16 protein-coding genes are annotated in these 17,781 nt (G+C 72.0%); 7 read left to right on the top strand and 9 right to left on the bottom strand.

The genetic code is table 11. The annotated features are described in order from the left end of the window. Nucleotides 1–14: 14 nt before the first annotated feature. The 3 genes from AB0M26_RS19995 to AB0M26_RS19985 form a co-directional block, all read right to left on the bottom strand. Nucleotides 15–2,696 carry a cation-translocating P-type ATPase gene (locus tag AB0M26_RS19995; RefSeq protein WP_365262810.1) on the bottom strand — a complete coding sequence of 894 codons (2,682 nt, stop codon included), beginning with the start codon at nucleotides 2,694–2,696 and terminating at the stop codon, nucleotides 15–17. A gap of 114 nt (nucleotides 2,697–2,810) precedes the next feature. Continuing rightward, nucleotides 2,811–3,089, bottom strand: a complete 279-nt coding sequence (locus tag AB0M26_RS19990; RefSeq protein ID WP_365262807.1) for a DUF2530 domain-containing protein — start codon at nucleotides 3,087–3,089, stop codon at nucleotides 2,811–2,813. A 455-nt stretch (nucleotides 3,090–3,544) separates the two neighbouring features. Beyond that, entirely contained in the window at nucleotides 3,545–3,730 is a 186-nt protein-coding gene (locus AB0M26_RS19985; RefSeq protein WP_365262804.1) for a ribbon-helix-helix protein, CopG family, read from the bottom strand. Nucleotides 3,731–3,893: 163 nt separating this feature from the next. On the opposite strand from AB0M26_RS19985, the gene AB0M26_RS19980 reads away from it, so the two are divergent. Then, a complete protein-coding gene (locus AB0M26_RS19980) occupies nucleotides 3,894–4,331 on the top strand; it encodes a MarR family transcriptional regulator (RefSeq protein WP_365262802.1) in 438 nt (145 codons plus the stop codon). Between the two features lie 409 nt (nucleotides 4,332–4,740). After that, the gene (locus AB0M26_RS19975) at nucleotides 4,741–6,033 is read left to right on the top strand and encodes an MFS transporter (protein WP_365262914.1); all 1,293 of its coding nucleotides are present in this window, start codon (nucleotides 4,741–4,743) and stop codon (nucleotides 6,031–6,033) included. A 91-nt stretch (nucleotides 6,034–6,124) separates the two neighbouring features. Here the strand turns inward: AB0M26_RS19975 and AB0M26_RS19970 are convergent, their stop codons facing one another. Then, nucleotides 6,125–6,628 carry a GNAT family N-acetyltransferase gene (locus tag AB0M26_RS19970; protein ID WP_365262799.1) on the bottom strand — a complete coding sequence of 168 codons (504 nt, stop codon included), beginning with the start codon at nucleotides 6,626–6,628 and terminating at the stop codon, nucleotides 6,125–6,127. Nucleotides 6,629–6,646: 18 nt separating this feature from the next. On the opposite strand from AB0M26_RS19970, the gene thpR reads away from it, so the two are divergent. Then, nucleotides 6,647–7,210 carry an RNA 2',3'-cyclic phosphodiesterase gene (thpR, locus tag AB0M26_RS19965; RefSeq protein ID WP_365262796.1) on the top strand — a complete coding sequence of 188 codons (564 nt, stop codon included), beginning with the start codon at nucleotides 6,647–6,649 and terminating at the stop codon, nucleotides 7,208–7,210. A 440-nt stretch (nucleotides 7,211–7,650) separates the two neighbouring features. On the opposite strand, the gene AB0M26_RS19960 is transcribed toward thpR, so the two are convergent. The 3 genes from AB0M26_RS19960 to AB0M26_RS19950 form a co-directional block, all read right to left on the bottom strand. After that, entirely contained in the window at nucleotides 7,651–8,646 is a 996-nt protein-coding gene (locus AB0M26_RS19960; protein ID WP_365262793.1) for an aldo/keto reductase, read from the bottom strand. An 89-nt stretch (nucleotides 8,647–8,735) separates the two neighbouring features. Beyond that, on the bottom strand, nucleotides 8,736–9,536 hold the full coding sequence (locus tag AB0M26_RS19955; RefSeq protein ID WP_365262790.1) for a methyltransferase domain-containing protein: 801 nt from the start codon (nucleotides 9,534–9,536) through the stop codon (nucleotides 8,736–8,738). A 79-nt stretch (nucleotides 9,537–9,615) separates the two neighbouring features. Then, nucleotides 9,616–10,323 (bottom strand): GDSL-type esterase/lipase family protein, encoded by a 708-nt coding sequence (locus AB0M26_RS19950; protein ID WP_365262787.1) that lies wholly within the window; start codon nucleotides 10,321–10,323, stop codon nucleotides 9,616–9,618. Nucleotides 10,324–10,524: 201 nt separating this feature from the next. On the opposite strand from AB0M26_RS19950, the gene AB0M26_RS19945 reads away from it, so the two are divergent. Next, nucleotides 10,525–11,541, top strand: coding sequence for a hypothetical protein (locus AB0M26_RS19945; RefSeq protein ID WP_365262784.1), 1,017 nt, complete (start codon nucleotides 10,525–10,527; stop codon nucleotides 11,539–11,541). 101 nt (nucleotides 11,542–11,642) lie between these two features. Here AB0M26_RS19945 and AB0M26_RS19940 read toward each other — a convergent pair whose 3' ends face one another. After that, nucleotides 11,643–12,047 carry a PPOX class F420-dependent oxidoreductase gene (locus AB0M26_RS19940; RefSeq protein WP_365262781.1) on the bottom strand — a complete coding sequence of 135 codons (405 nt, stop codon included), beginning with the start codon at nucleotides 12,045–12,047 and terminating at the stop codon, nucleotides 11,643–11,645. Between the two features lie 254 nt (nucleotides 12,048–12,301). Beyond that, nucleotides 12,302–13,420, bottom strand: a complete 1,119-nt coding sequence (gene serC / locus AB0M26_RS19935) for a phosphoserine transaminase (RefSeq protein ID WP_365262778.1) — start codon at nucleotides 13,418–13,420, stop codon at nucleotides 12,302–12,304. 184 nt (nucleotides 13,421–13,604) lie between these two features. Here serC and AB0M26_RS19930 point away from each other — a divergent pair, with 184 nt between their 5' ends. The 3 genes from AB0M26_RS19930 (at nucleotide 13,605) to AB0M26_RS19920 (ending at nucleotide 17,741) form a co-directional block, all read left to right on the top strand. Next, the gene (locus tag AB0M26_RS19930; protein WP_365262775.1) at nucleotides 13,605–13,934 is read left to right on the top strand and encodes a helix-turn-helix transcriptional regulator; all 330 of its coding nucleotides are present in this window, start codon (nucleotides 13,605–13,607) and stop codon (nucleotides 13,932–13,934) included. Beyond that, nucleotides 13,931–14,449: a hypothetical protein gene (locus AB0M26_RS19925; RefSeq protein WP_365262772.1), complete on the top strand. Its 519-nt coding sequence runs from the start codon at nucleotides 13,931–13,933 to the stop codon at nucleotides 14,447–14,449. The genes AB0M26_RS19930 and AB0M26_RS19925 overlap by 4 nt, the downstream gene beginning before the upstream one ends. Nucleotides 14,450–14,792: 343 nt before the next feature. Next, nucleotides 14,793–17,741 carry an FAD-binding and (Fe-S)-binding domain-containing protein gene (locus AB0M26_RS19920; protein ID WP_365262769.1) on the top strand — a complete coding sequence of 983 codons (2,949 nt, stop codon included), beginning with the start codon at nucleotides 14,793–14,795 and terminating at the stop codon, nucleotides 17,739–17,741. The last annotated feature ends 40 nt before the right edge of the window (nucleotides 17,742–17,781 follow it).

Genomic DNA, 17,781 nt, shown 5'->3' with positions numbered 1-17,781 from the left:
CTGGTGCAACCCCCCTACGCGTCGGGCCACTTGTGGTGGATCCACCACCAGGTGACATCCAGTACGACCCCGGCCAGGGCCGCGACGACGACCGCCGTCCAGGGCATCGTGGTGCCCACCAGCCGCAGCTGGAAGAACGTCTGCAGCCAGGGAGTGGCGAGGACGACCAGGAAGCAGCCGAGCATGGCCAGGACCAGGACGATGCGCCACCACGTGTACGGGCGGGCGACGATCGCCAGCACCCACAGCGCGATGAGGAACAGCGTCAGCGTCGCCACGCTCGTCTCGGCCGCGAGCGACCGCGGGCCGGAGTAGTAGTGGCGCGCCAGCATGTAGATGGCAAAGGTGGCGAGACCGGCGATGACACCGGCCGGGACCGCGTACCGCATCACGCGCCGCACGAAGCGGGGCCTCGCCCGCTCCTTGTTGGGCGCGAGCGCCAGGAAGAAGGCCGGGACGCCGATCGTCAGAACCGACAACAGGGTGAGGTGGCGGGGGAGGAAGGGATAGGGCACCTGGGAGCAGACGACGAGGAGCGCCAGCAGCACCGAGTAGACGGTCTTGGTGAGGAAGAGGGTGGCGACGCGCGTGATGTTGCCGATGACCCGGCGCCCCTCGGCGACCACGGAAGGCAGCGTGGCGAAGCTGTTGTTCAGCAGCACGATCTGGGCCACGGCCCGGGTCGCTTCGGAACCGGAGCCCATGGAGACCCCGATGTCGGCGTCCTTGAGGGCGAGCACGTCGTTCACGCCGTCACCGGTCATCGCGACCGTGTGCCTGCGTGACTGCAGTGCGGCCACCATCTCCCGTTTCTGCTGCGGTGTGACCCGCCCGAACACCGCGCCCACGTCGAGTCCTTCGGCCATCCGGTCCCGCTCGGCGGGCAGCGCACGGGCGTCCACGGGATGCCCGGCGCCCGGCAGCCCGAGCTTCGCGGCGACGGCACCGACCGAGACCGCATTGTCGCCGGAGATCACCTTCGCGGCGACGTTCTGGTCCGCGAAGTAGCGCAGGGTGTCGGACGCGTCCGGGCGGAGCCGCTGCTCCAGGACGACGAGCGCGACGGGCTGTGCGTCGCGGGACACCTCCGGGTCGTCGAGTGGGCGGGTGGCGCGGGCGAGCAGCAGGACGCGCAGGCCCTGGGTGTTGAGACGGTCGGTGTCGGCGAGGGCGGAGTCACCAGCGGGGAGGAGGACGTCGGGTGCGCCGATGAGCCAGGTGGTGGTGGCGGGGACCGCGCTCCGGTTCGCGCCCGTGCGATCCGCGGTCGTGCGGTCCTGGTCGGTACGGTCCGCGATCGTGCGATCCTCGTCCGTACGGTCCGTGGTCGTGCGGTCCTGCTCCGTGCGATCCGCGGTCGTGCGGTCCTGCCCGGCAAGGTCCTCGTCCGTGCCGCTCGGGCCGGGGGAGCCGTCCTCCTCCTGGAAACTCGCGCCGCTGTACTTGCGTGCCGAGGAGAACGGCAGCGACTGCATGACCCGCCAGCCCGCCCCGTCCGGGTACGCCTCGATGATCGCCCGGAGACTGGCGTTCGGGCGCGGGTCGGACTCGCCGAGGGCGCCGAGGACCTTGCGCAGATACGTCTCGTCCGCGCCGCCCAGCGGCCGAAGTTCGGACACGTCCATGCCGCCCTCGGTGAGCGTGCCGGTCTTGTCGAGGCAGACCACGTCGACCCGCGCCAGGCCTTCGATCGCGGGCAGCTCCTGTACGAGGCACTGCTTGCGGCCGAGCCGGACGACGCCGATCGCGAAGGCCACCGAGGTGAGCAGCACGAGCCCTTCGGGGACCATGGGCACGATCCCCGCGACCATGCGCCGTACCGCTTCCTTCCAGTCGTGGTCCTCGACGACGGACTGGCTGACGATGAGGCCGATCGCGGTCGGGATCATCATCCACGTCACGTATTTGAGGATCCGGCTGATGCCGCTGCGCAGTTCGGATGCGACCAAGGTGAAGCGGGTGGCCTCCTCGGCGAGTTGGGCGGCGTAGGCCTCGCGGCCGACTTTCGTGGCGACGAACGTGCCGGCGCCCGCGACGACGAAACTGCCCGACATCACGTGATCGCCCGCGTGCTTCGGGACCGGGTCCGCCTCGCCGGTGAGCAGCGACTCGTCGATCTCCAGGCCGTCGGCCCCGGCCACGTCGCCGTCCACGACGACCTTGTCTCCCGGCCCGAGTTCGATCAGATCGCCCAGGACGATCCCGGAGGTGGCGATCTCGGTTGATGTGCCGTCGCGGCGGACCGTGGGGCGGACCTCCCCGATGAGCGCGAGGCTGTCCAGCGTCTTCTTGGCGCGCAGTTCCTGGATGATGCCGATCGCGGTGTTGGCGACGATGACGAAACCGAAGAGGCCGTCCTGGATCGGGCCGACGACGAGGACGATCAGGAAGAGGACACCGATGATCGCGTTGAAGCGTGTGAAGACATTGGCGCGGACGATCTCGGCGGTGGAGCGCGAGGACCGTACGGGTACGTCGTTGACCTCGCCGCGCGCCACCCGTTCGGCGACTTCCGCGGCGGTCAGCCCGGTCGCAGAGGGTGGCCCGGTGACGCTGCCGGTGCCGGGCCGGGTGGCGCTGCGGGGTGCCGGTGCGGGATCGGGGTCCGCCTCCGCGTGGACGGTCTGCCGCTTCCCGGCCCCGGAGCCGCCCTGCGGCGGAGGCTCTTCGGAGGGGCTCGACGGCCGCTGCCTCATGGGTTCGACGGTACGGGCGGAATACGCGCGTCACCTGTCGGGGAGCGAGGCTCACGCCACCGCCACCACGTCCCCCGGAGAGGAGCACGTCCCCCGGAGAGGCCGTCGAAGGGCTCAGCCGGGGCGGCGCTGTGGGCCGGGCCGAACGGCGTCGGCGGCCCGCCGGAGGGAGACTTCGCGGCGGCGCACGTACCAGATGCCGACGAGACCGAGCCCGCCACCGGTCAGGCAGGTCCACAGCCACCACAGGTGTCCGTTGTCCTCGAACCACGTGTAGAAGGGGAGCTGCACCAGGAAGAGCACGAACCAGAGGGCCGTGCCGCCGGTGATCGTGGCGACGACGTTGCCCTCAAGGGGCTCCGGGGCTTTGTGCCGCGGTGTCCACTTCCCCATCGTCCGGGCGCCTTTCGGTTCGGTCGTCGTGGCCCAAGCTTATGCACCGCGCCGCACGGCCGGTCCCCGGGGGCGGTTGCGATACGGCCTCGGGCGCGGCCGCCCGCCGGGCGCCCCTGCGCGAGAGCGGCCGCAGGGAACCTGACTCTCTACGCGCGGAGATGGTGCTGAAAATGTCCGGGAGATCGACCGGAGCGACCCAATGACGCGGCTCTCGCGTTCCTGACCATGGCCTCCATCCCTCTTCTTCGGAGGGAATCCTCGCCTTCAGGCGGGGAAGGAATCCGATCCTGAGCCCTGCGGTGCGGAGCGCCGTAGTATCGCTCCGTAGTGCTCCACCAGCGGCTCGTCCACTTCCTGCTCAGCCCGATCGAGCGGGCCCTCGGCGTCGGCTGACGAGGATCCGGGGCCGGCGACGCGCGCTGCCGACGGTACGCGCGACCGCCGGACTCACTTCAGCCGTAGAACTTCTCCGTCTCGTCGACCGCCGCCTTGAAGCGCTCGTCGAAGTCGTCGCGGACGAGCGTCCGGACCACGTAGTCCTGCACGCTCATGCCGCGCTTCGCCGCGTGCCGCCGGATCCGGTCGAGAAGGCAACGATCTATCCGAAGACTGAGCACATCCGATCCCATCGATCCCATGTGAGTACGGTCCCGGCCCTGGATCCGCCGCCGCGTCACTTTCCGGAGTGGTCTCACTCATATGGGTGACCAAAGGTTTGGTTCGCCGGGGCTCCGGGCCGTCCCGAGAACTCACGGCCCCTGCCATTGTTCTTTAGCTTGGGTAATGAGTTACCCTAAAGACATGCCGGAATCGAGCAGTGCCGCCGACGCAGCCGCCATCAACGCCCTGCGGTCCGCCGTCATGCGGCTTTCCCGCCGGCTGAAGCACCAGAGGGTCGACGAGTCGCTCAGCCCCACGGAGATGTCGGTGCTGGGCACGCTCGCGCGATGCGGTACCGCCACCCCCGGCGAGCTGGCCCGCAAGGAGCACGTCCAGCCGCCGTCGATGACACGCATCGTGGCCATGCTCGAGGCCAAGGGGCTGGTACGGCTCGAACCGCATCCGGAGGACCGCCGGCAGAAGGTCGTCCGGCAGACCGAACGGGCGGAGAGCATGCTCGAGGAGAGCCGGCGCAGGCGGAATGCCTGGCTCGCCGAGCTCGCGGGCGGCCTCGATGATGAGGAATGGGCCGCGCTGCGTGCCGCAGCGCCCGTACTGGAAAAGCTCGCGCAGTTGTAGCGCGAGGCCCCGCGCGGCGCACCGCACGGACACCTGAACCAGCCGACCCGGCCTGCCACCGCCCGCCGGGGGCACTGTCCCGCCCGAGCGGACGGGACGGAGCGAAAACGAAGACCGCCGTAACCGATCGACAGACGAAGGACGACCGGACCACGACACGACGAGGAGGCGAACCACTTTGAGTACGGGACCCGGAGCAGACTCCGCCCCCGCACCTGAACCCCGTCACGACGCCACAGGCCGCCCGCACGAGCGCTGTGCCGAGCCGGAGCGCCGGGCCGAGCCCGAGCGCCGCACACCGCCCGAGCACCGCGAGGCCCCCCACGACCACGACACCGTCGCCCGCGACGCCGCTCCCGGCGCTGTCGCCGACGTCCCGCGCGAGCCGCGCGGGGGCACGTTCCGCTCCCTGAAGGTGCGCAACTACCGGCTCTTCGCCACCGGACAGATGGTCTCCAACACCGGCACCTGGATGCAGCGCATCGCCCAGGACTGGCTGGTGCTCACGCTCACCGGATCGTCCGCCGCCGTCGGTATCACCACAGCGCTGCAGTTCCTGCCCATGCTGCTCGTCGGGCTCTACGGGGGTGTCATCGCCGACCGCTTCGGCAGACGGCAGCTCCTGCTGATCACCCAGTCCGCGATGGGCCTGACGGGACTCGCGCTCGCCGTCCTGACGTTGAGCGGCCAGGTCCAGGTCTGGCACGTCTACCTCATGGCCTTCCTGCTCGGCATGATCACAGTGGTCGACAATCCCGCGCGGCAGGCGTTCGTCGCGGAGATGGTCGGCCCGCGCGAGCTGCGCAACGCCGTCAGCCTCAACTCCGCCAACTTCCAGTCCGCCAGGCTGGTCGGACCCGCCGTCGCCGGTGTCCTCATCACGGCCGTCGGCAGCGGCTGGGCCTTTCTGCTCAACGGCCTGTCCTTCCTGGCCCCCATCGCCGGCCTGCTGATGATGCGGACGGGCGAGCTGCACCCGGTCGACCGCGTGCGGCGCGGGAAGGGCCAGTTGCGCGAGGGGCTGCGTTACGTCGCCGGGCGTCCCGAACTGCTCTGGCCCATCGTCCTGGTGGGCTTCATCGGCACCTTCGGCTTCAACTTCCCCATCTGGCTGACCGCGTTCGTGGACGACGTCTTCCACGCGGGCGCCGGCACGTACGGCCTGCTCAACACGCTGATGGCCGGCGGCTCCCTCGTCGGCGCCCTGCTCGCCGCCCGCCGCCGCACCTCGCGCCTGCGGCTGCTGGCCGGCGCGGCGCTGCTGTTCGGCGTGCTGGAGATCACGGCGGCTCTTGCGCCTGCCTTCTGGATCTTCGCGGCGCTGCTGGTGCCGATCGGCATGTTCGGCCTGACGATCAACGTCACAGCCAACTCGAACGTGCAGCTGGCCACCGACCCGGCGATGCGCGGACGCGTGATGAGCCTGTTCATGATGGTCTTCATGGGCGGTACGCCGGTGGGCGCACCCCTCGTCGGCTGGATCACCGACGTCTACGGCGCCAGGACCGGCTTCCTCACCGGTGGTCTGATCTCCGCGGTGGCCGCCGTCGCCGTCGGGCTGATACTGGCCCGCGTCGGCGGTCTGCGGCTGAAGGTGGACCTGCGGCGCGGCCACCGTCATGTGACGTTCGTGCCGCGCGGGGAGCACATGGAGCGCGCGGCCGAGCCGGGCCCGGGAAAGCGGATGGCGCCTGCCGCGTAGGAGCCGGACGGGAGCCGCGGCCGGGACGGCTCGGCCACGGCTCCCGGTGCGCGCCGGCGCTGTGGTCCGCGACCGGCCGGGCCGGTGGGCGTCAGAGGACGCGCCGTTCCAGGACCTGTCCCGGCCACTCCCCGACCGTGAAGGTCTCGGCGGGCGTGAAGCCGTTGCGCCGGTAGTACTCGACCAGGCGCCCACCCGCGCCCGCGTAGCAGTCGACGCGTACGAGACCGATGTCCTGCCGCCGCGCCTCCTCGACGGTGTGCGCGAGCAGCGTCCGCCCCACGCCGTGCCCCGCGTGGCGCCGGTCGGTGACCAGTAGGCGCACGAAGACCTCGGGCTCGGCGACGCGCGGTACGTGCTCGGACGGGTACGGGGCCAGGACAACGGCGCCCGCGGGCACTGCGTCCACCTCCGCCAGCCAGGCGACGCCCGAGCGGACGACCTCCGTGACCTTCTCCACGCCCTGGGGCCGGGCCGACCACGGTTCGGTGCCCCACTGACCCGTGCGGCCCTCCTGGACGAGCCAGGCGACGGCACCATCGAGCATCGCCACGATCGCCGGGACGTCGCCGGTCCCACCCTGCCGGATCCTCATCCGGGTGAGACTAGCCGAATGAGACTCTTCGCAGCCGTGGTCCCCCCGGATACGGTCACCGCAGAACTGGCCGACGAGGTACGGGCGTTGCGGCAGTTGCCGGGAGCCGACCGGCTGAGCTGGACGGGCGAGGCCGCCTGGCACTTCACGCTCGCGTTCTACGGCGAGGTCGAGGACGGTCTGGTGGCGGAGCTGGAGACCCGCCTCGGCCGCGCGGCCGCCCGCCGCGAACCCTTCGGACTGCGGCTCCGGCACGGCGGGCGGTTCGCGCACCGCGTGGTGTGGGTGGGCGCAGAGGGCGACCGCACGGCCATGAGCCGGCTGGCCGGTGCGTCCCTCGCGGCGGGCCGCCGCGCGGGGCTCCCTCTGGACGAGCACCGCTCGTACACCCCGCATCTGACAATCGCGCGGAACCGGACGGACGAGGATCTGAGGCCGTTCGTGGGCGCGCTGGCGGAGTTCGAGGGGACGGCATGGAGGGTGGGGGAGCTGTGCCTGATCCGTAGCAACCTGCCGGGCGGCGGCAGTCCGGGCGAGCGGCCGCGCTACGAGACGGTGGGGGCCTGGGCGCTCGGCGGCTGACGCGAAACCGTCCACGGACCGGTCCCGGACGGTTCGAGGACCTGGGCGCGGGAGCCGTTGCACGTCCCGTTAGTCTCGACGCGTGGATGCCAAGACCAGAAGCCGGATCGTGAGCGGTGCCCTCGTCGTGATACTCGTCGTGGTCATCCTGGCGGCCGCACTCGGCTGAGCGAACCGCGACCACGCGACCGCCCCTACCGACCACGGGATCCCCACCGCGTCCTCTCCTCACGGACAAGGGCCGGTGGGGAACGGGATGAGGACAGGGTCCTGCCGCTTCTCCGGAGACGGGCCGCGATCCCGGTACATGGCACCGGCTCCGGGCACAGGACCGGCCTCAGGCACGGGACCGGCCTCAGGCACGGGACCGGCCCCAGGCACGGGACCGGCCCCTGGCCACAGGGGCCGGCGGAGACAGGACGGCCCCGTGGCGCACGCTCCTACCAGGCGAACGCCTCCGGCGATGGCCCCGGGCCGGGGAAGACCTCGTCCAGCGACGCCAGCAGCTCGTCCGACAGCTCCAGTTCGACCGCCCGCAGCGCGGACTCGAGCTGTCCGGACGTGCGTGGGCCGACGATCGGGCCGGTCACACCGGGCCGGGTGAGCAGCCAGGCCAGCGCCACCTCGCCGGGCTCCAGTCCGTGCTTGTCGAGCAGATCCTCGTAAGCCTGGATCTGCTCGCGCTGCTGGGTGTTCTTCAGTGCGTCGGCCGACCGGCCCGTGCCCCTGCGGACCCCGCCGGCGCCCTCCTTGCGGATCGCCCCGCCCAGCAGCCCGCCGTGCAGGGGCGACCAGGGGATGACGCCGAGGCCGTACGCCCGCGCTGCCGGGACGACCTCCATCTCCGCGCGGCGCTCGGCGAGGTTGTACAGGCACTGCTCGCTGACCAGGCCGTACGTCGTGCCGCGGCGGCGGGCGGTCTCGTTGGCCTGGGCGATGTTCCACCCGGCGAAGTTGCTCGATCCGGCGTAGAGGATCTTGCCCTGCTGGATCAGGACGTCGATCGCCTGCCAGATCTCGTCCCAGGGCGTGTCCCGGTCGATGTGATGGAACTGGTAGAGGTCGATGTGGTCGGTGCCCAGCCGCTTGAGGCTGGCCTCGACGGCGCGGCGGATGTTGAGGGCGGAGAGCTTGTCCTCGTTGGGCCAGGGAGAGCCCGCGGTGCCCATGTTCCCGTACACCTTGGTGGCGAGCACGACCTTCTCGCGGCGCTCGCCGCCCTGTGCGAACCACGAGCCGAGGATCTCCTCGGTGCGGCCCTTGTTCTCGCCCCAGCCGTAGACGTTGGCGGTGTCGAAGAAGTTGACGCCCGCGGCGAGCGCGGCGTCCATGATCGCGTGGCTGTCGGCCTCGTCGGTGACGGGCCCGAAGTTCATCGTGCCGAGGACCAGGCGGCTGACCTTCAGTCCGGTGCGTCCGAGCTGCGTGTACTTCATGGGGGACAAGCCAACGCCTTCGAGCGCGCTCGAAGCAAGCGCCCGCGCAGGCATGATGACGGTGTGCCGGGTACTGCCACCGGCCGGGCTCAGCGGGTGCCGTGGGCGAGCAGCGCGGCGTGGGGGAGGGCGAGCGTGCCGTCGGGGTGGACGAATGCTGCGGCCAGACGCTCGTAGTGGGTCCTGACCACCGCGCGTACGTCCGGGGACAAGCGGCCGAGGACGAGTCCGATGGTCGCGATCCCCTCCGCGGCGCCCGACCACCACCTCTCCGGATCCTCCCGGTGGTCCCAGACGACGGAGACGCAGTCCACCGTGCGCAGCCCGGCTCCGGACAGCAGCGCCGCGAACCCCTCCTCGGTGCGCGGGAAGTCGGCCTCGACGCGCGGGAGTTCGGGCTTCTCGACGCCCGCCGCATCCACCGCCCGCCACAGCAGCGCCTGTCCGGCCTCGCCGGGGTGGCGCCAGATGGTGGCGGCCAGGCGCCCGCCCGGGCGCAGGACGCGCCGCATCTCCGCGAGGGCCGTCCCGGGATCGCCGACGTGGTTGACCACGAAGTTCCCGGTCACGGCGTCGAACGTCCCGTCCCCGAAGGGCAGTCGGGGCAGCGTTGCCCGCCGGACCTCGGCACCGGGGACATTGCGCCGCGCCGCCTCGACCATGTGCGCGTCAGCGTCGATCGCGGTCACCCGGGCGCCGCGGGCGGAAGCGGCGGCCGCGGCGCTGCCGGTGCCCGTACCGACGTCGAGTACGTCCAGGCCGGCCGCGACGCCCGCGGCGTCGAGCAGTGCGGGCACCAGGTGCGCACACAGCCGCGCGAACGTACGCCCGTAGGCGTCGGCCCGCCCGGCCCACATCCGGCGCTCGTACTTGTCGAATGCCGACTGCATCCGCGTCCTCCCCCGAATCCGCGTCATCCCCCGAAGTGGCCGGTGCCGCCGGAAGCGTAGCCCGGCCCGGGCGGGAGGGTCAGGCGGGCGCGGTCAGCGCCATGCTGTCCGTGCGGTAGGGCGCGCCGAGTCGCCATGCCCGGTGCATCGCGTCGGCGAAGGCGGCCGCGAGCCTGTGCTCCCCGGAGGGGCTGGGGTGCGTCCCGTCGTACGTGTCGCGCTCTATGACCCAGTCGGCGGGGCGCGAGGCGAGGAGGAGCGGTGATGCGGGGGTGGTGAGGGCGGCGAACGCCTCTGCCAGGGCTGCGTTGAAGCGTTCGCACGTCGCACCGAACGGGGGGTCGGTCCGGGCGCGGACGTTGGGGATGACGGGGAGCGCGACGATCCGGATCAGCGGGTCGGCCGCACGCGCCTCCGCCACGAAGCGGCGGACGTTGGCCACGGTTTCGTCCGCGTCGGTGTAGAAGCCGAGGTCGATCAGGCCCAGCGAGACGAGCAGCACATCGGCGCGGTGCACGGCCACCGCCTCGCGGATCAGTGGCGCCATGTGCAGCCACCCCTCGCCCCAGCCCGCGAGATGACGCCGCGCGTCCTCGGGGAAGGACGGGTCGGCGTAGGCGTTGGAGACGGGCGCGTCGGCGAGGTGGTCGTAGAGGCCCGTGCGCGGTCCGACGAAGTGGTACGGGCCGCCGGGCGCGCGCCCCAAGTGCTGCCACATCCGGTGGCGCCAGGTGTGCTCACCCGCGCTGCCGATCGTCATCGAGTCGCCGACGAGCATCATCCGCACCGCCACATCATCGCGGACCTGGCCCCGACCTGCGACGTGACACTGGCCACCCCGCCAGGTCCTTAGCCGTACGGACCACCGCTCGTGCCCCCGACCGGGGCCCGGTGGCCGCGACGGCACGGGGGCGCAAGCCGGGGCAGGGACGCGGCCCGGGTCCGCCCGTGCCGACCGGCCACCGGCACCGGATGGCAGTCTTGGGGCATGCCTTCGCTTGCTCGCGGCCTCGGCGCCGCCGTCCCGGCCGCCGTCGCCCTGGTCCTGTCCGCCGCCGTTCCGGCCGCGGCTGACGCCGGGTCACCGCAGTCCTTCACCATCGAGGACGCGCGGATAACGGAATCGAGCGGGCTGGCCGCGAGCCGGGCGCACCCCGGGGTGTTCTGGACGCACAACGACAGTGACGACGGCCCGTACGTCTACGCCGTGGACAGCGCCACCGGCCGTACGGTCGCGACCGTCACCCTGAAAGGCATCGATCCGCGCGACGTCGAGGCCGTTTCCGTCGGCTCCGACGGACAGGTCTACGTCGGCGACATCGGCGACAACCTCGGTGGCACGTGGCCCGAGGTCTGGATCTACCGCTTCCCCGAGCCGAAGAAGCTGAAGGACACCACGGTCACGCCGATCCGGTACACCGTCCGCTACGACGGAGGGCCGCGCGACGCAGAGTCCCTGATGGTCCATCCGAAGACCGGCCGGGTCTACATCGTCAGCAAGAACGAGGAGGGCGGCGGGCTGTACGAGGGCCCGGCCGAGCTGTCCCCGACCGGCGTGAACACCTTCAAGCGCATCGCCGGTATCGACCTCTGGGCGACGGACGGGACGTTCTCGCCCGACGGCACCCGGCTGGTGGTGCGCAGCTACTTCGAGGCGCGCGCCTACAGCTGGTCGCAGGACGGCAAGGTCGAGCCGGTGGGCCGGCCCAGCCTGCCCATGCAGCGCCAGGGCGAGTCGGTGGCCTTCACCCCGGACGGCACAGCGCTGATGTACGGGACCGAGGGCGCGCGGAGCCGGGTCACGCGGGTGGCCCTGCACGGGAAGATGCTGCCCGCGTCGGCGGCCGAGCGGGCAGAGCGCGATAAGGACGGCACGGACCGGAAGAACGGCGACGGGGGCGGAGCGGGCAGCGACCAGGACCGGAACCTGGTGGTCGGAGCCCTGACGTTCGCTGCGGCCGCTGTGCTCGTCCTCGGCCTGCGGCGGCTGTTCCGGCGTCGCTGACCCGCGGGGGCGGAGCGGGCCGCGGACGGGGGTGGACCGGGGAGCGGACCGCGGACGGGATGGACCGCGGACGGGGTGGACCGCCCGACCGGACGGTTCGGCTACGGAGAGGTGTCCTCGTCCGTCGCCCTCACCTCGTAGTGCAGGGTCGTGTCACGCTGCAGACGGTGCACAGCGGGGACCAGATAGCGCTGCACCACCGGGTACTTGCGCTCGATCAGTTCTGCGGCGTGCGCGTTCTCCTCGCTGCCCTGCTCCAGCAGGCGCACGCGGGCCTTGAGGGCGGGTCCGGTCGGCCTGCCGCGGCGGGTCGAGGGCGCGATCTCCACATCGGGGAAGTTCCGCATCCGCTTCGCCTTGCCCGACTTCCCGAAGGTCCGGATGTAGGCGTGATCGCCCTCGACGGCGATGTGGACGGGCGTGCCGACGGTAGTGCCGTCTCGCTTGCGCGTGGTGAGCAGGATGCAGCCCTGCCGCACCAAGGGGGTGAGTCCTGGAGTGGCCATGAGTCCATGGACGCACAGGGCGGGCGGACCGTCATCCGGAGGCCGTCCGTTGCGCCGAGGGGCGGGGGTGGTCGGGGTGGTCGCGGAGGGGTCGGACCCGGCGGACGCAGCGGAGAGGGGCCCGGGCGCGGTGTGCGCCGGGTCCCTCTCGCGCGTATGGAGCGTCGCGTACGGAGTGTCGGGTTGCGAAGTGTCAGGTGCGGCCGTCGCGTACGGCCTGGTGCGCAGGGCCGTCGCCCACCGGCTCGTGGCCGCTAGAGCTTGTCGACCACGTAGTCGATGCAGGCGGTCAGCGCCTCCACGTCGGCCGGTTCGACCGCCGGGAACATCGCGACCCGGAGTTGGTTGCGGCCCAGCTTGCGGTACGGATCGGTGTCCACGATCCCGTTGGCGCGCAGCGTCTTGGCGATGGCGGCCGCGTCGATGTCGTCGTTGAAGTCGATCGTGCCGACGACCTGCGAGCGCTGGGCCGGGTCGGCGACGAACGGGGTGGCGTACGAGACCTTCTCCGCCCATCCGTACAGCCGCGAGGAGGAGTCCGCGGTCCGCTCGGTCGCCCAGGCCAGACCACCGTGGCCGTTCAGCCAGTCGAGCTGGTCGGCGAGCAGGAAGAGCGTCGCGAGGGCGGGGGTGTTGTACGTCTGGTTCTTCCTGGAGTTGTCGATCGCGGTCGGCAGCGAGAAGAACTCCGGCACGTGGCGGCCCGAGGCGTGGACCCGCGCGGCGCGCTCAAGGGCGGCGGGCGAGAAGACGGCCAGCCACAGACCGCCGTCGGCGGCGAAGGACTTCTGCGGGGCGAAGTAGTAGACGTCCGTCTCGCGGATGTCGACGGGCAGACCGCCGGCGCCGGAGGTGGCGTCCACCAGGACGAGTGAACCCGCGTCGGCGCCGGCCACGCGCTCGACGGGCGCGGCGACGCCGGTCGAGGTCTCGTTGTGCGTGAGGGCGTAGACGTCGACGCCCGCCTCGGCCTGCGGCCGCGGGTGGGTGCCGGGGTCGGAGGAGATGACCGTCGGTTCCTCCAGCCAGGGCGCGAGCCGCGCGGCCTTGGCGAACTTGGAGGAGAACTCGCCGAAGGAGAGGTGCTGCGACTTGCGCTCGATCAGGCCGTGGGTGGCGATGTCCCAGAAGGCGGTGGATCCGCCGTTGCCGAGCACCACCTCGTAGTCGTCGGGCAGCGAGAACAGCGCGCGCACGCCGTCTCGCACCCGGCCGACCAGGTTCTTCACCGGAGCCTGGCGGTGGGAGGTGCCCAGCAGGGAGTCACCGGTGGCGGCCAGGGCGCTGAGCGCCTCCGTCCGCACCTTGGACGGGCCCGAGCCGAAGCGACCGTCGGCGGGCTTGATGTCAGTGGGAATCCGGATCTCAGCCACGGTCCGAAGCCTAATCCGTTCCGGTCGCTGCCCGGGGCCGCGGTCCATGGACCGAGACGTGGGACGAGAAGCGGACGGGACGAGGGGCGCCAACACACGCTCCCCTGGCCGTCGTTGGCGGCGAGGACGGATCACTTGCTGTTTTGATTGACCAGAGTGTTGTATAAATGCAACACTCTGCTGCATGAGGAAAGCGCGAAGGTCCGAGGATGGGGAGATCCGGATCCACAACCGGCTCGCGATGCTGCGGGCCGAGCGGGGCTGGTCGCGGCGCGACCTCGCCGAGGCCACCGGCGTGAACTACCAGACGATCGGCTATTTGGAGCGGGGCGACTACAACCCCAGCCTCGAGCTGGTCTTCCGCATCTGCGGCTGCTTCGGCCTGCCCGTCGAGGCCGTGTTCTCCCCGCGTCCCTTCCCCCGGCTCACCGGGGACGCCCTCACCTCCGGCGACTCCCCGGCCGCCGCGAGCACCCCCGACATATCCACCGCTCCGGAGGAGGAGACCCCATGAGGTTCAACACCCTGCTGCGCAACGACCGTCTGTTCCTGCTCGGGCAGACGGCTCCGGAGCCCCAGCTGCGCCGCCGCACCCGGCGCATCATGCTCGTCGTCCTGGCGCTTGCGGTGCTCGCCCTGATGTACGCCTCGCTGAGGTCCGAGGTGAATGTGGGATACCCGGTGCTCATCGGCCTGATCATCCTGCAGGGGATGTTCCGCTGGCTCGCCTGGCGCGGCACCAGGGCGCTGACTCTCGCCCCCTCCCACATGCTCGACGAGCTGCAGCTCCAGCAGGTGCACAGCGCGTACCGGCGTGCCTACGGCGTCACGACGGCTGCCATGGCGGTCCTCGTCTTCGCCGTCTTCCCCTACGTCGTCTACTCGTTCCAGGCCCACCCGCTCCGGATCGTGCTCCTGGGCGCGTTCCTGATCCTGGAAATGATGATCTGGATGCCCACGGCCGTCCTCGCCTGGCGTCTGGAGGACGAGGACGAGGAGCCGGACGATGTGGCGGCCGCCCCGGCTTGATCCGGTCCTCGGCCTGCTCCGGCCCTCCGCCTGATCCGGTCCCGGCCTGCTCCGGCCCTCGGCCTGCTCCGGCCCTCCGCCTGATCCGGCCCTCGGCCTGCTCCGGCCCTCGGCCTGCTCCGGCCCTCCGTCCGACCCGGCACCCCCGCATGACGCGGCCCCCGCCTGCCCGATCCGGCCCCCCCGTGACCCTGTCGGCCATGCCTTGCCGCCGCGTTCCCGTCTGCCACCGGCGCGGCCCCGTCCCGCCCGCGCGTGGAGTGCTGCTCCTCCCCTGCCGCGCGACGGCACGAACGCCCCCATGGCAGGTGCGCACGGCCGGGTTTCGGGCAGGCTTGATCGCATGAGCGATCCTCGGACTCTGGCAGGAGCGCTGCGGAAGGCGGTGCGCGGCGAGGTCTCCTCCGCCGTCGCGAGCCGGGCGCTGATGACCATGGACGCGTCGAACTACCGGCGGGTGCCCGACGCCGTCGTCGCCCCCCGCGACGCCGATGACGTCGCCGCGACTCTCGCCGTCTGCCGCGAGCACGGTGTGCCGGTCGTGGCGCGCGGCAGCGGCACCTCGATCGCCGGGCAGGCGACGGGCGTCGGCGTGGTGCTCGACTTCACCCGCCATATGAACCGGATCCTCTCCGTCGACCCGGACGCCCGCACCGCCGTCGTCCAGCCCGGCGTCATCTGCGACGACGTACGCCGGGCCGCCGGACCGCACGGGCTGACGTTCGGCCCCGACCCCTCCACGCACAACCGCTGCACGATCGGCGGCATGGTCGGCAACAACTCCTGCGGCTCGCACTCGGTCGCCTGGGGCACGACGGCCGACAACGTGCACGAGTTGGACGTCCTCACCTACGCCGGGGAGCGCGCCCGCCTCCGCCGCGAGGGACGGTCCGGCGCAGCGGCCGCCTCGTCCCTGTCGGTCCCCACCCGCCTCCGCGAGGGAACGGTCCGGATCGTGGACCGCCATCTCGCCCGGCTGCGCACCGGTTTCCCCGACCTGCCCCGCCGAATCTCCGGCTACGCCCTCGACGCACTGCTGCCCGAGAACGGGACGGACTGGGCACGCGCCTTCACCGGCAGCGAGGGCACGCTCGGTGTGCTGACCGAGGCGGTGGTGAAGCTCGTGCCCGCACCCCGCGCGCGCGTGCTGGCCGTGCTCGCGTACGAGGACGAGGGCGCTGCCGCCGACGCGGCGCACACCCTCCTCCCGTACGGACCGCTGACGGTCGAGGGCATGGCCTCCGACCTCGTGCCCGGCGTGGCCGGAACCGGACTGCCGAAGGGCGGTGCCTGGCTCTTCACCGAGGTCGGCGGCGATACGCCGGATGAGGCGCGGACGCGTGCCGAGGAGTTGTGCCGGATGGCGGCCGGCGCCACCACGGACCATTCCCTCGTCACCGATCCGGCCGGGCAGCGCGCGCTGTGGCGCATCCGCGAGGACGCCTCCGGCACGGCGACGCGGATGCCGGACGGCAGTGAGGCGTGGCCCGGCTGGGAGGACTGCGCCGTCCCGCCCGCGCGGCTCGGCGCGTATCTGCGGGACTTCCGGGAGCTGATGGGCCAGCACGGGCTGCGCGGCACGCCGTACGGGCACTTCGGCGACGGCTGCATCCACATCCGGATCGACTTCGACCTGCTCAGCGAGGAGGGCAAGCGGCGCTTCCGTGCCTTCTCCGTGGACCTCGCCGACCTCGTCGTCACGCACGGCGGCTCCCTGTCGGGCGAGCACGGCGACGGGCAGGCGAGAGCGGAGCTGCTGCCGCGGATGTACGGGGCCGAACTGGTCGGCGCCTTCGAGGAGTTCAAGGACCTGTGGGACCCGGCGAACGGGCTGAACCCCGGCATCCTCGCCCGCCCGCACCGGCTCGACGACAACCTGCGCTTCGAAGTGCTGCCGCGCAAGCCGGTCGACGTCGCCTTCGGATACCCGCACGACGGAGGGGACTTCTCGGCGGCGGTGCGCCGCTGCGTCGGCGTCGCCAAGTGCCGTACGACATCGGTGAGCGGGGCGGCGGTGATGTGTCCGTCCTTCAGGGCGACAGGGGAGGAGCAGCACTCCACGCGCGGGCGGGCGCGGCTGCTGCACGAGATGCTGGGGGGCGAGGTCGTCACCGACGGCTGGCGCTCGGAGGAGGTCCGCGACGCACTGGACCTGTGCCTGTCGTGCAAGGGTTGCCGGTCGGACTGCCCGGTGGGCGTCGACATGGCCACGTACAAGGCGGAGTTCCTTTACCACCACTACGCGGGAAGGCTGCGGCCCGCGGCGCACTACGCGATGGGGTGGCTGCCGGTGTGGCTGCGCGCGGTGGCAGCACTGCGGCTGAACCGGGCGGCGGCCGCGGCAGCGCGGAACGGGCCGTTGGCGAATGCCGTGAAGCGGCTCGGCGGTATCGCCCCCGAGCGGACGATCCCGGAGCCGGCCCCCGAGCCGTTCACGCGGTGGTGGCGGCCCCGCAATCCCGCGCAATTTCTCGGCCGTACGGTGGCGGGCGAGGGCGAGGGCGAGGGCGAGGGCGAGGGCGAGGGCGAGGGCGAGGAGCGGGTGCCGGGCGCCGCGTACGATGAGCCGCCCACCGTTCTGCTGTGGCCCGACACCTTCACCAACTACCTCTCGCCGTCGGTCGGCCGCGCCGCCGTAGCCGTGCTCGAAGCCGCAGGGGTACGGGTCGTCCTGCCGTCGAAGGGTGTGTGCTGCGGCCTGACCTGGGTCTCGACCGGACAGCTCGACCGTGCCCGCACGGTCATGCGCCGTACGCTCGACGCCCTCGCGCCCGCCCTCGACGCGGGGATCCCCGTCGTGGGGCTCGAACCGAGCTGCACGGCCGCGCTGCGGACCGACCTGCCGGAATTGGTCGGCGGTGACGATCCACGCGCCGCGCGGCTCGCCTCGTCGGTGGTCACCTTCGCGCAGGCGCTGGACCGGTATGCGCCCGAGTGGGACCCGCCCCGCATCGACCGCCCTGTGGCCGGCCAGACCCACTGCCACCAGCACGCCGTCCTCGGCGACGAAGCCGAGCGCACGCTTCGCCGACGCGCCGGTCTCACGGGCGAGTTGAGCGGTGGCTGCTGCGGACTCGCGGGCAACTTCGGCTTCGAGCGCGGCCACTACGACGTATCGCGCGCCTGCGCGGAGGAACAGCTCCTCCCGGCCGTGCGATCCGCCTCACCGGAGACCGAGATCCTCGCCGACGGCTTCTCCTGCCGGACGCAGCTGGCCGGGCTCGGCGCCCGTCGCGGCCGCCATCTCGCCGAGGTGCTGGCGGACGGTCTGAGAAATTCGCGGAACGAGTGAACCCGGCGGCCCGTTGCGGCGTCTGAGGAATTGGCGGGAG

The organism is Streptomyces sp. NPDC051776, from assembly GCF_040681345.1.
Classification (GTDB): domain Bacteria; phylum Actinomycetota; class Actinomycetes; order Streptomycetales; family Streptomycetaceae; genus Streptomyces.
This window is presented reverse-complemented; position numbering and strand designations above follow the sequence as displayed.

What these genes read in the sequence shown, in the direction of transcription:
- AB0M26_RS19970 (WP_365262799.1), bottom strand. Translation starts at nt 6,628, where the DNA reads ATGAGGATCCGGCAGGGTGGGACCGGCGACGTCCCGGCGATCGTGGCG.
- AB0M26_RS19990 (WP_365262807.1), bottom strand. Translation starts at nt 3,089, where the DNA reads ATGGGGAAGTGGACACCGCGGCACAAAGCCCCGGAGCCCCTTGAGGGC.
- AB0M26_RS19930 (WP_365262775.1), top strand. Translation starts at nt 13,605, where the DNA reads ATGAGGAAAGCGCGAAGGTCCGAGGATGGGGAGATCCGGATCCACAAC.
- AB0M26_RS19925 (WP_365262772.1), top strand. Translation starts at nt 13,931, where the DNA reads ATGAGGTTCAACACCCTGCTGCGCAACGACCGTCTGTTCCTGCTCGGG.
- thpR (WP_365262796.1), top strand. Translation starts at nt 6,647, where the DNA reads ATGAGACTCTTCGCAGCCGTGGTCCCCCCGGATACGGTCACCGCAGAA.
- AB0M26_RS19995 (WP_365262810.1), bottom strand. Translation starts at nt 2,696, where the DNA reads ATGAGGCAGCGGCCGTCGAGCCCCTCCGAAGAGCCTCCGCCGCAGGGC.
- AB0M26_RS19985 (WP_365262804.1), bottom strand. Translation starts at nt 3,730, where the DNA reads ATGGGATCGATGGGATCGGATGTGCTCAGTCTTCGGATAGATCGTTGC.
- AB0M26_RS19920 (WP_365262769.1), top strand. Translation starts at nt 14,793, where the DNA reads ATGAGCGATCCTCGGACTCTGGCAGGAGCGCTGCGGAAGGCGGTGCGC.
- AB0M26_RS19960 (WP_365262793.1), bottom strand. Translation starts at nt 8,646, where the DNA reads ATGAAGTACACGCAGCTCGGACGCACCGGACTGAAGGTCAGCCGCCTG.
- AB0M26_RS19945 (WP_365262784.1), top strand. Translation starts at nt 10,525, where the DNA reads ATGCCTTCGCTTGCTCGCGGCCTCGGCGCCGCCGTCCCGGCCGCCGTC.
- AB0M26_RS19980 (WP_365262802.1), top strand. Translation starts at nt 3,894, where the DNA reads ATGCCGGAATCGAGCAGTGCCGCCGACGCAGCCGCCATCAACGCCCTG.
- AB0M26_RS19940 (WP_365262781.1), bottom strand. Translation starts at nt 12,047, where the DNA reads ATGGCCACTCCAGGACTCACCCCCTTGGTGCGGCAGGGCTGCATCCTG.
- AB0M26_RS19955 (WP_365262790.1), bottom strand. Translation starts at nt 9,536, where the DNA reads ATGCAGTCGGCATTCGACAAGTACGAGCGCCGGATGTGGGCCGGGCGG.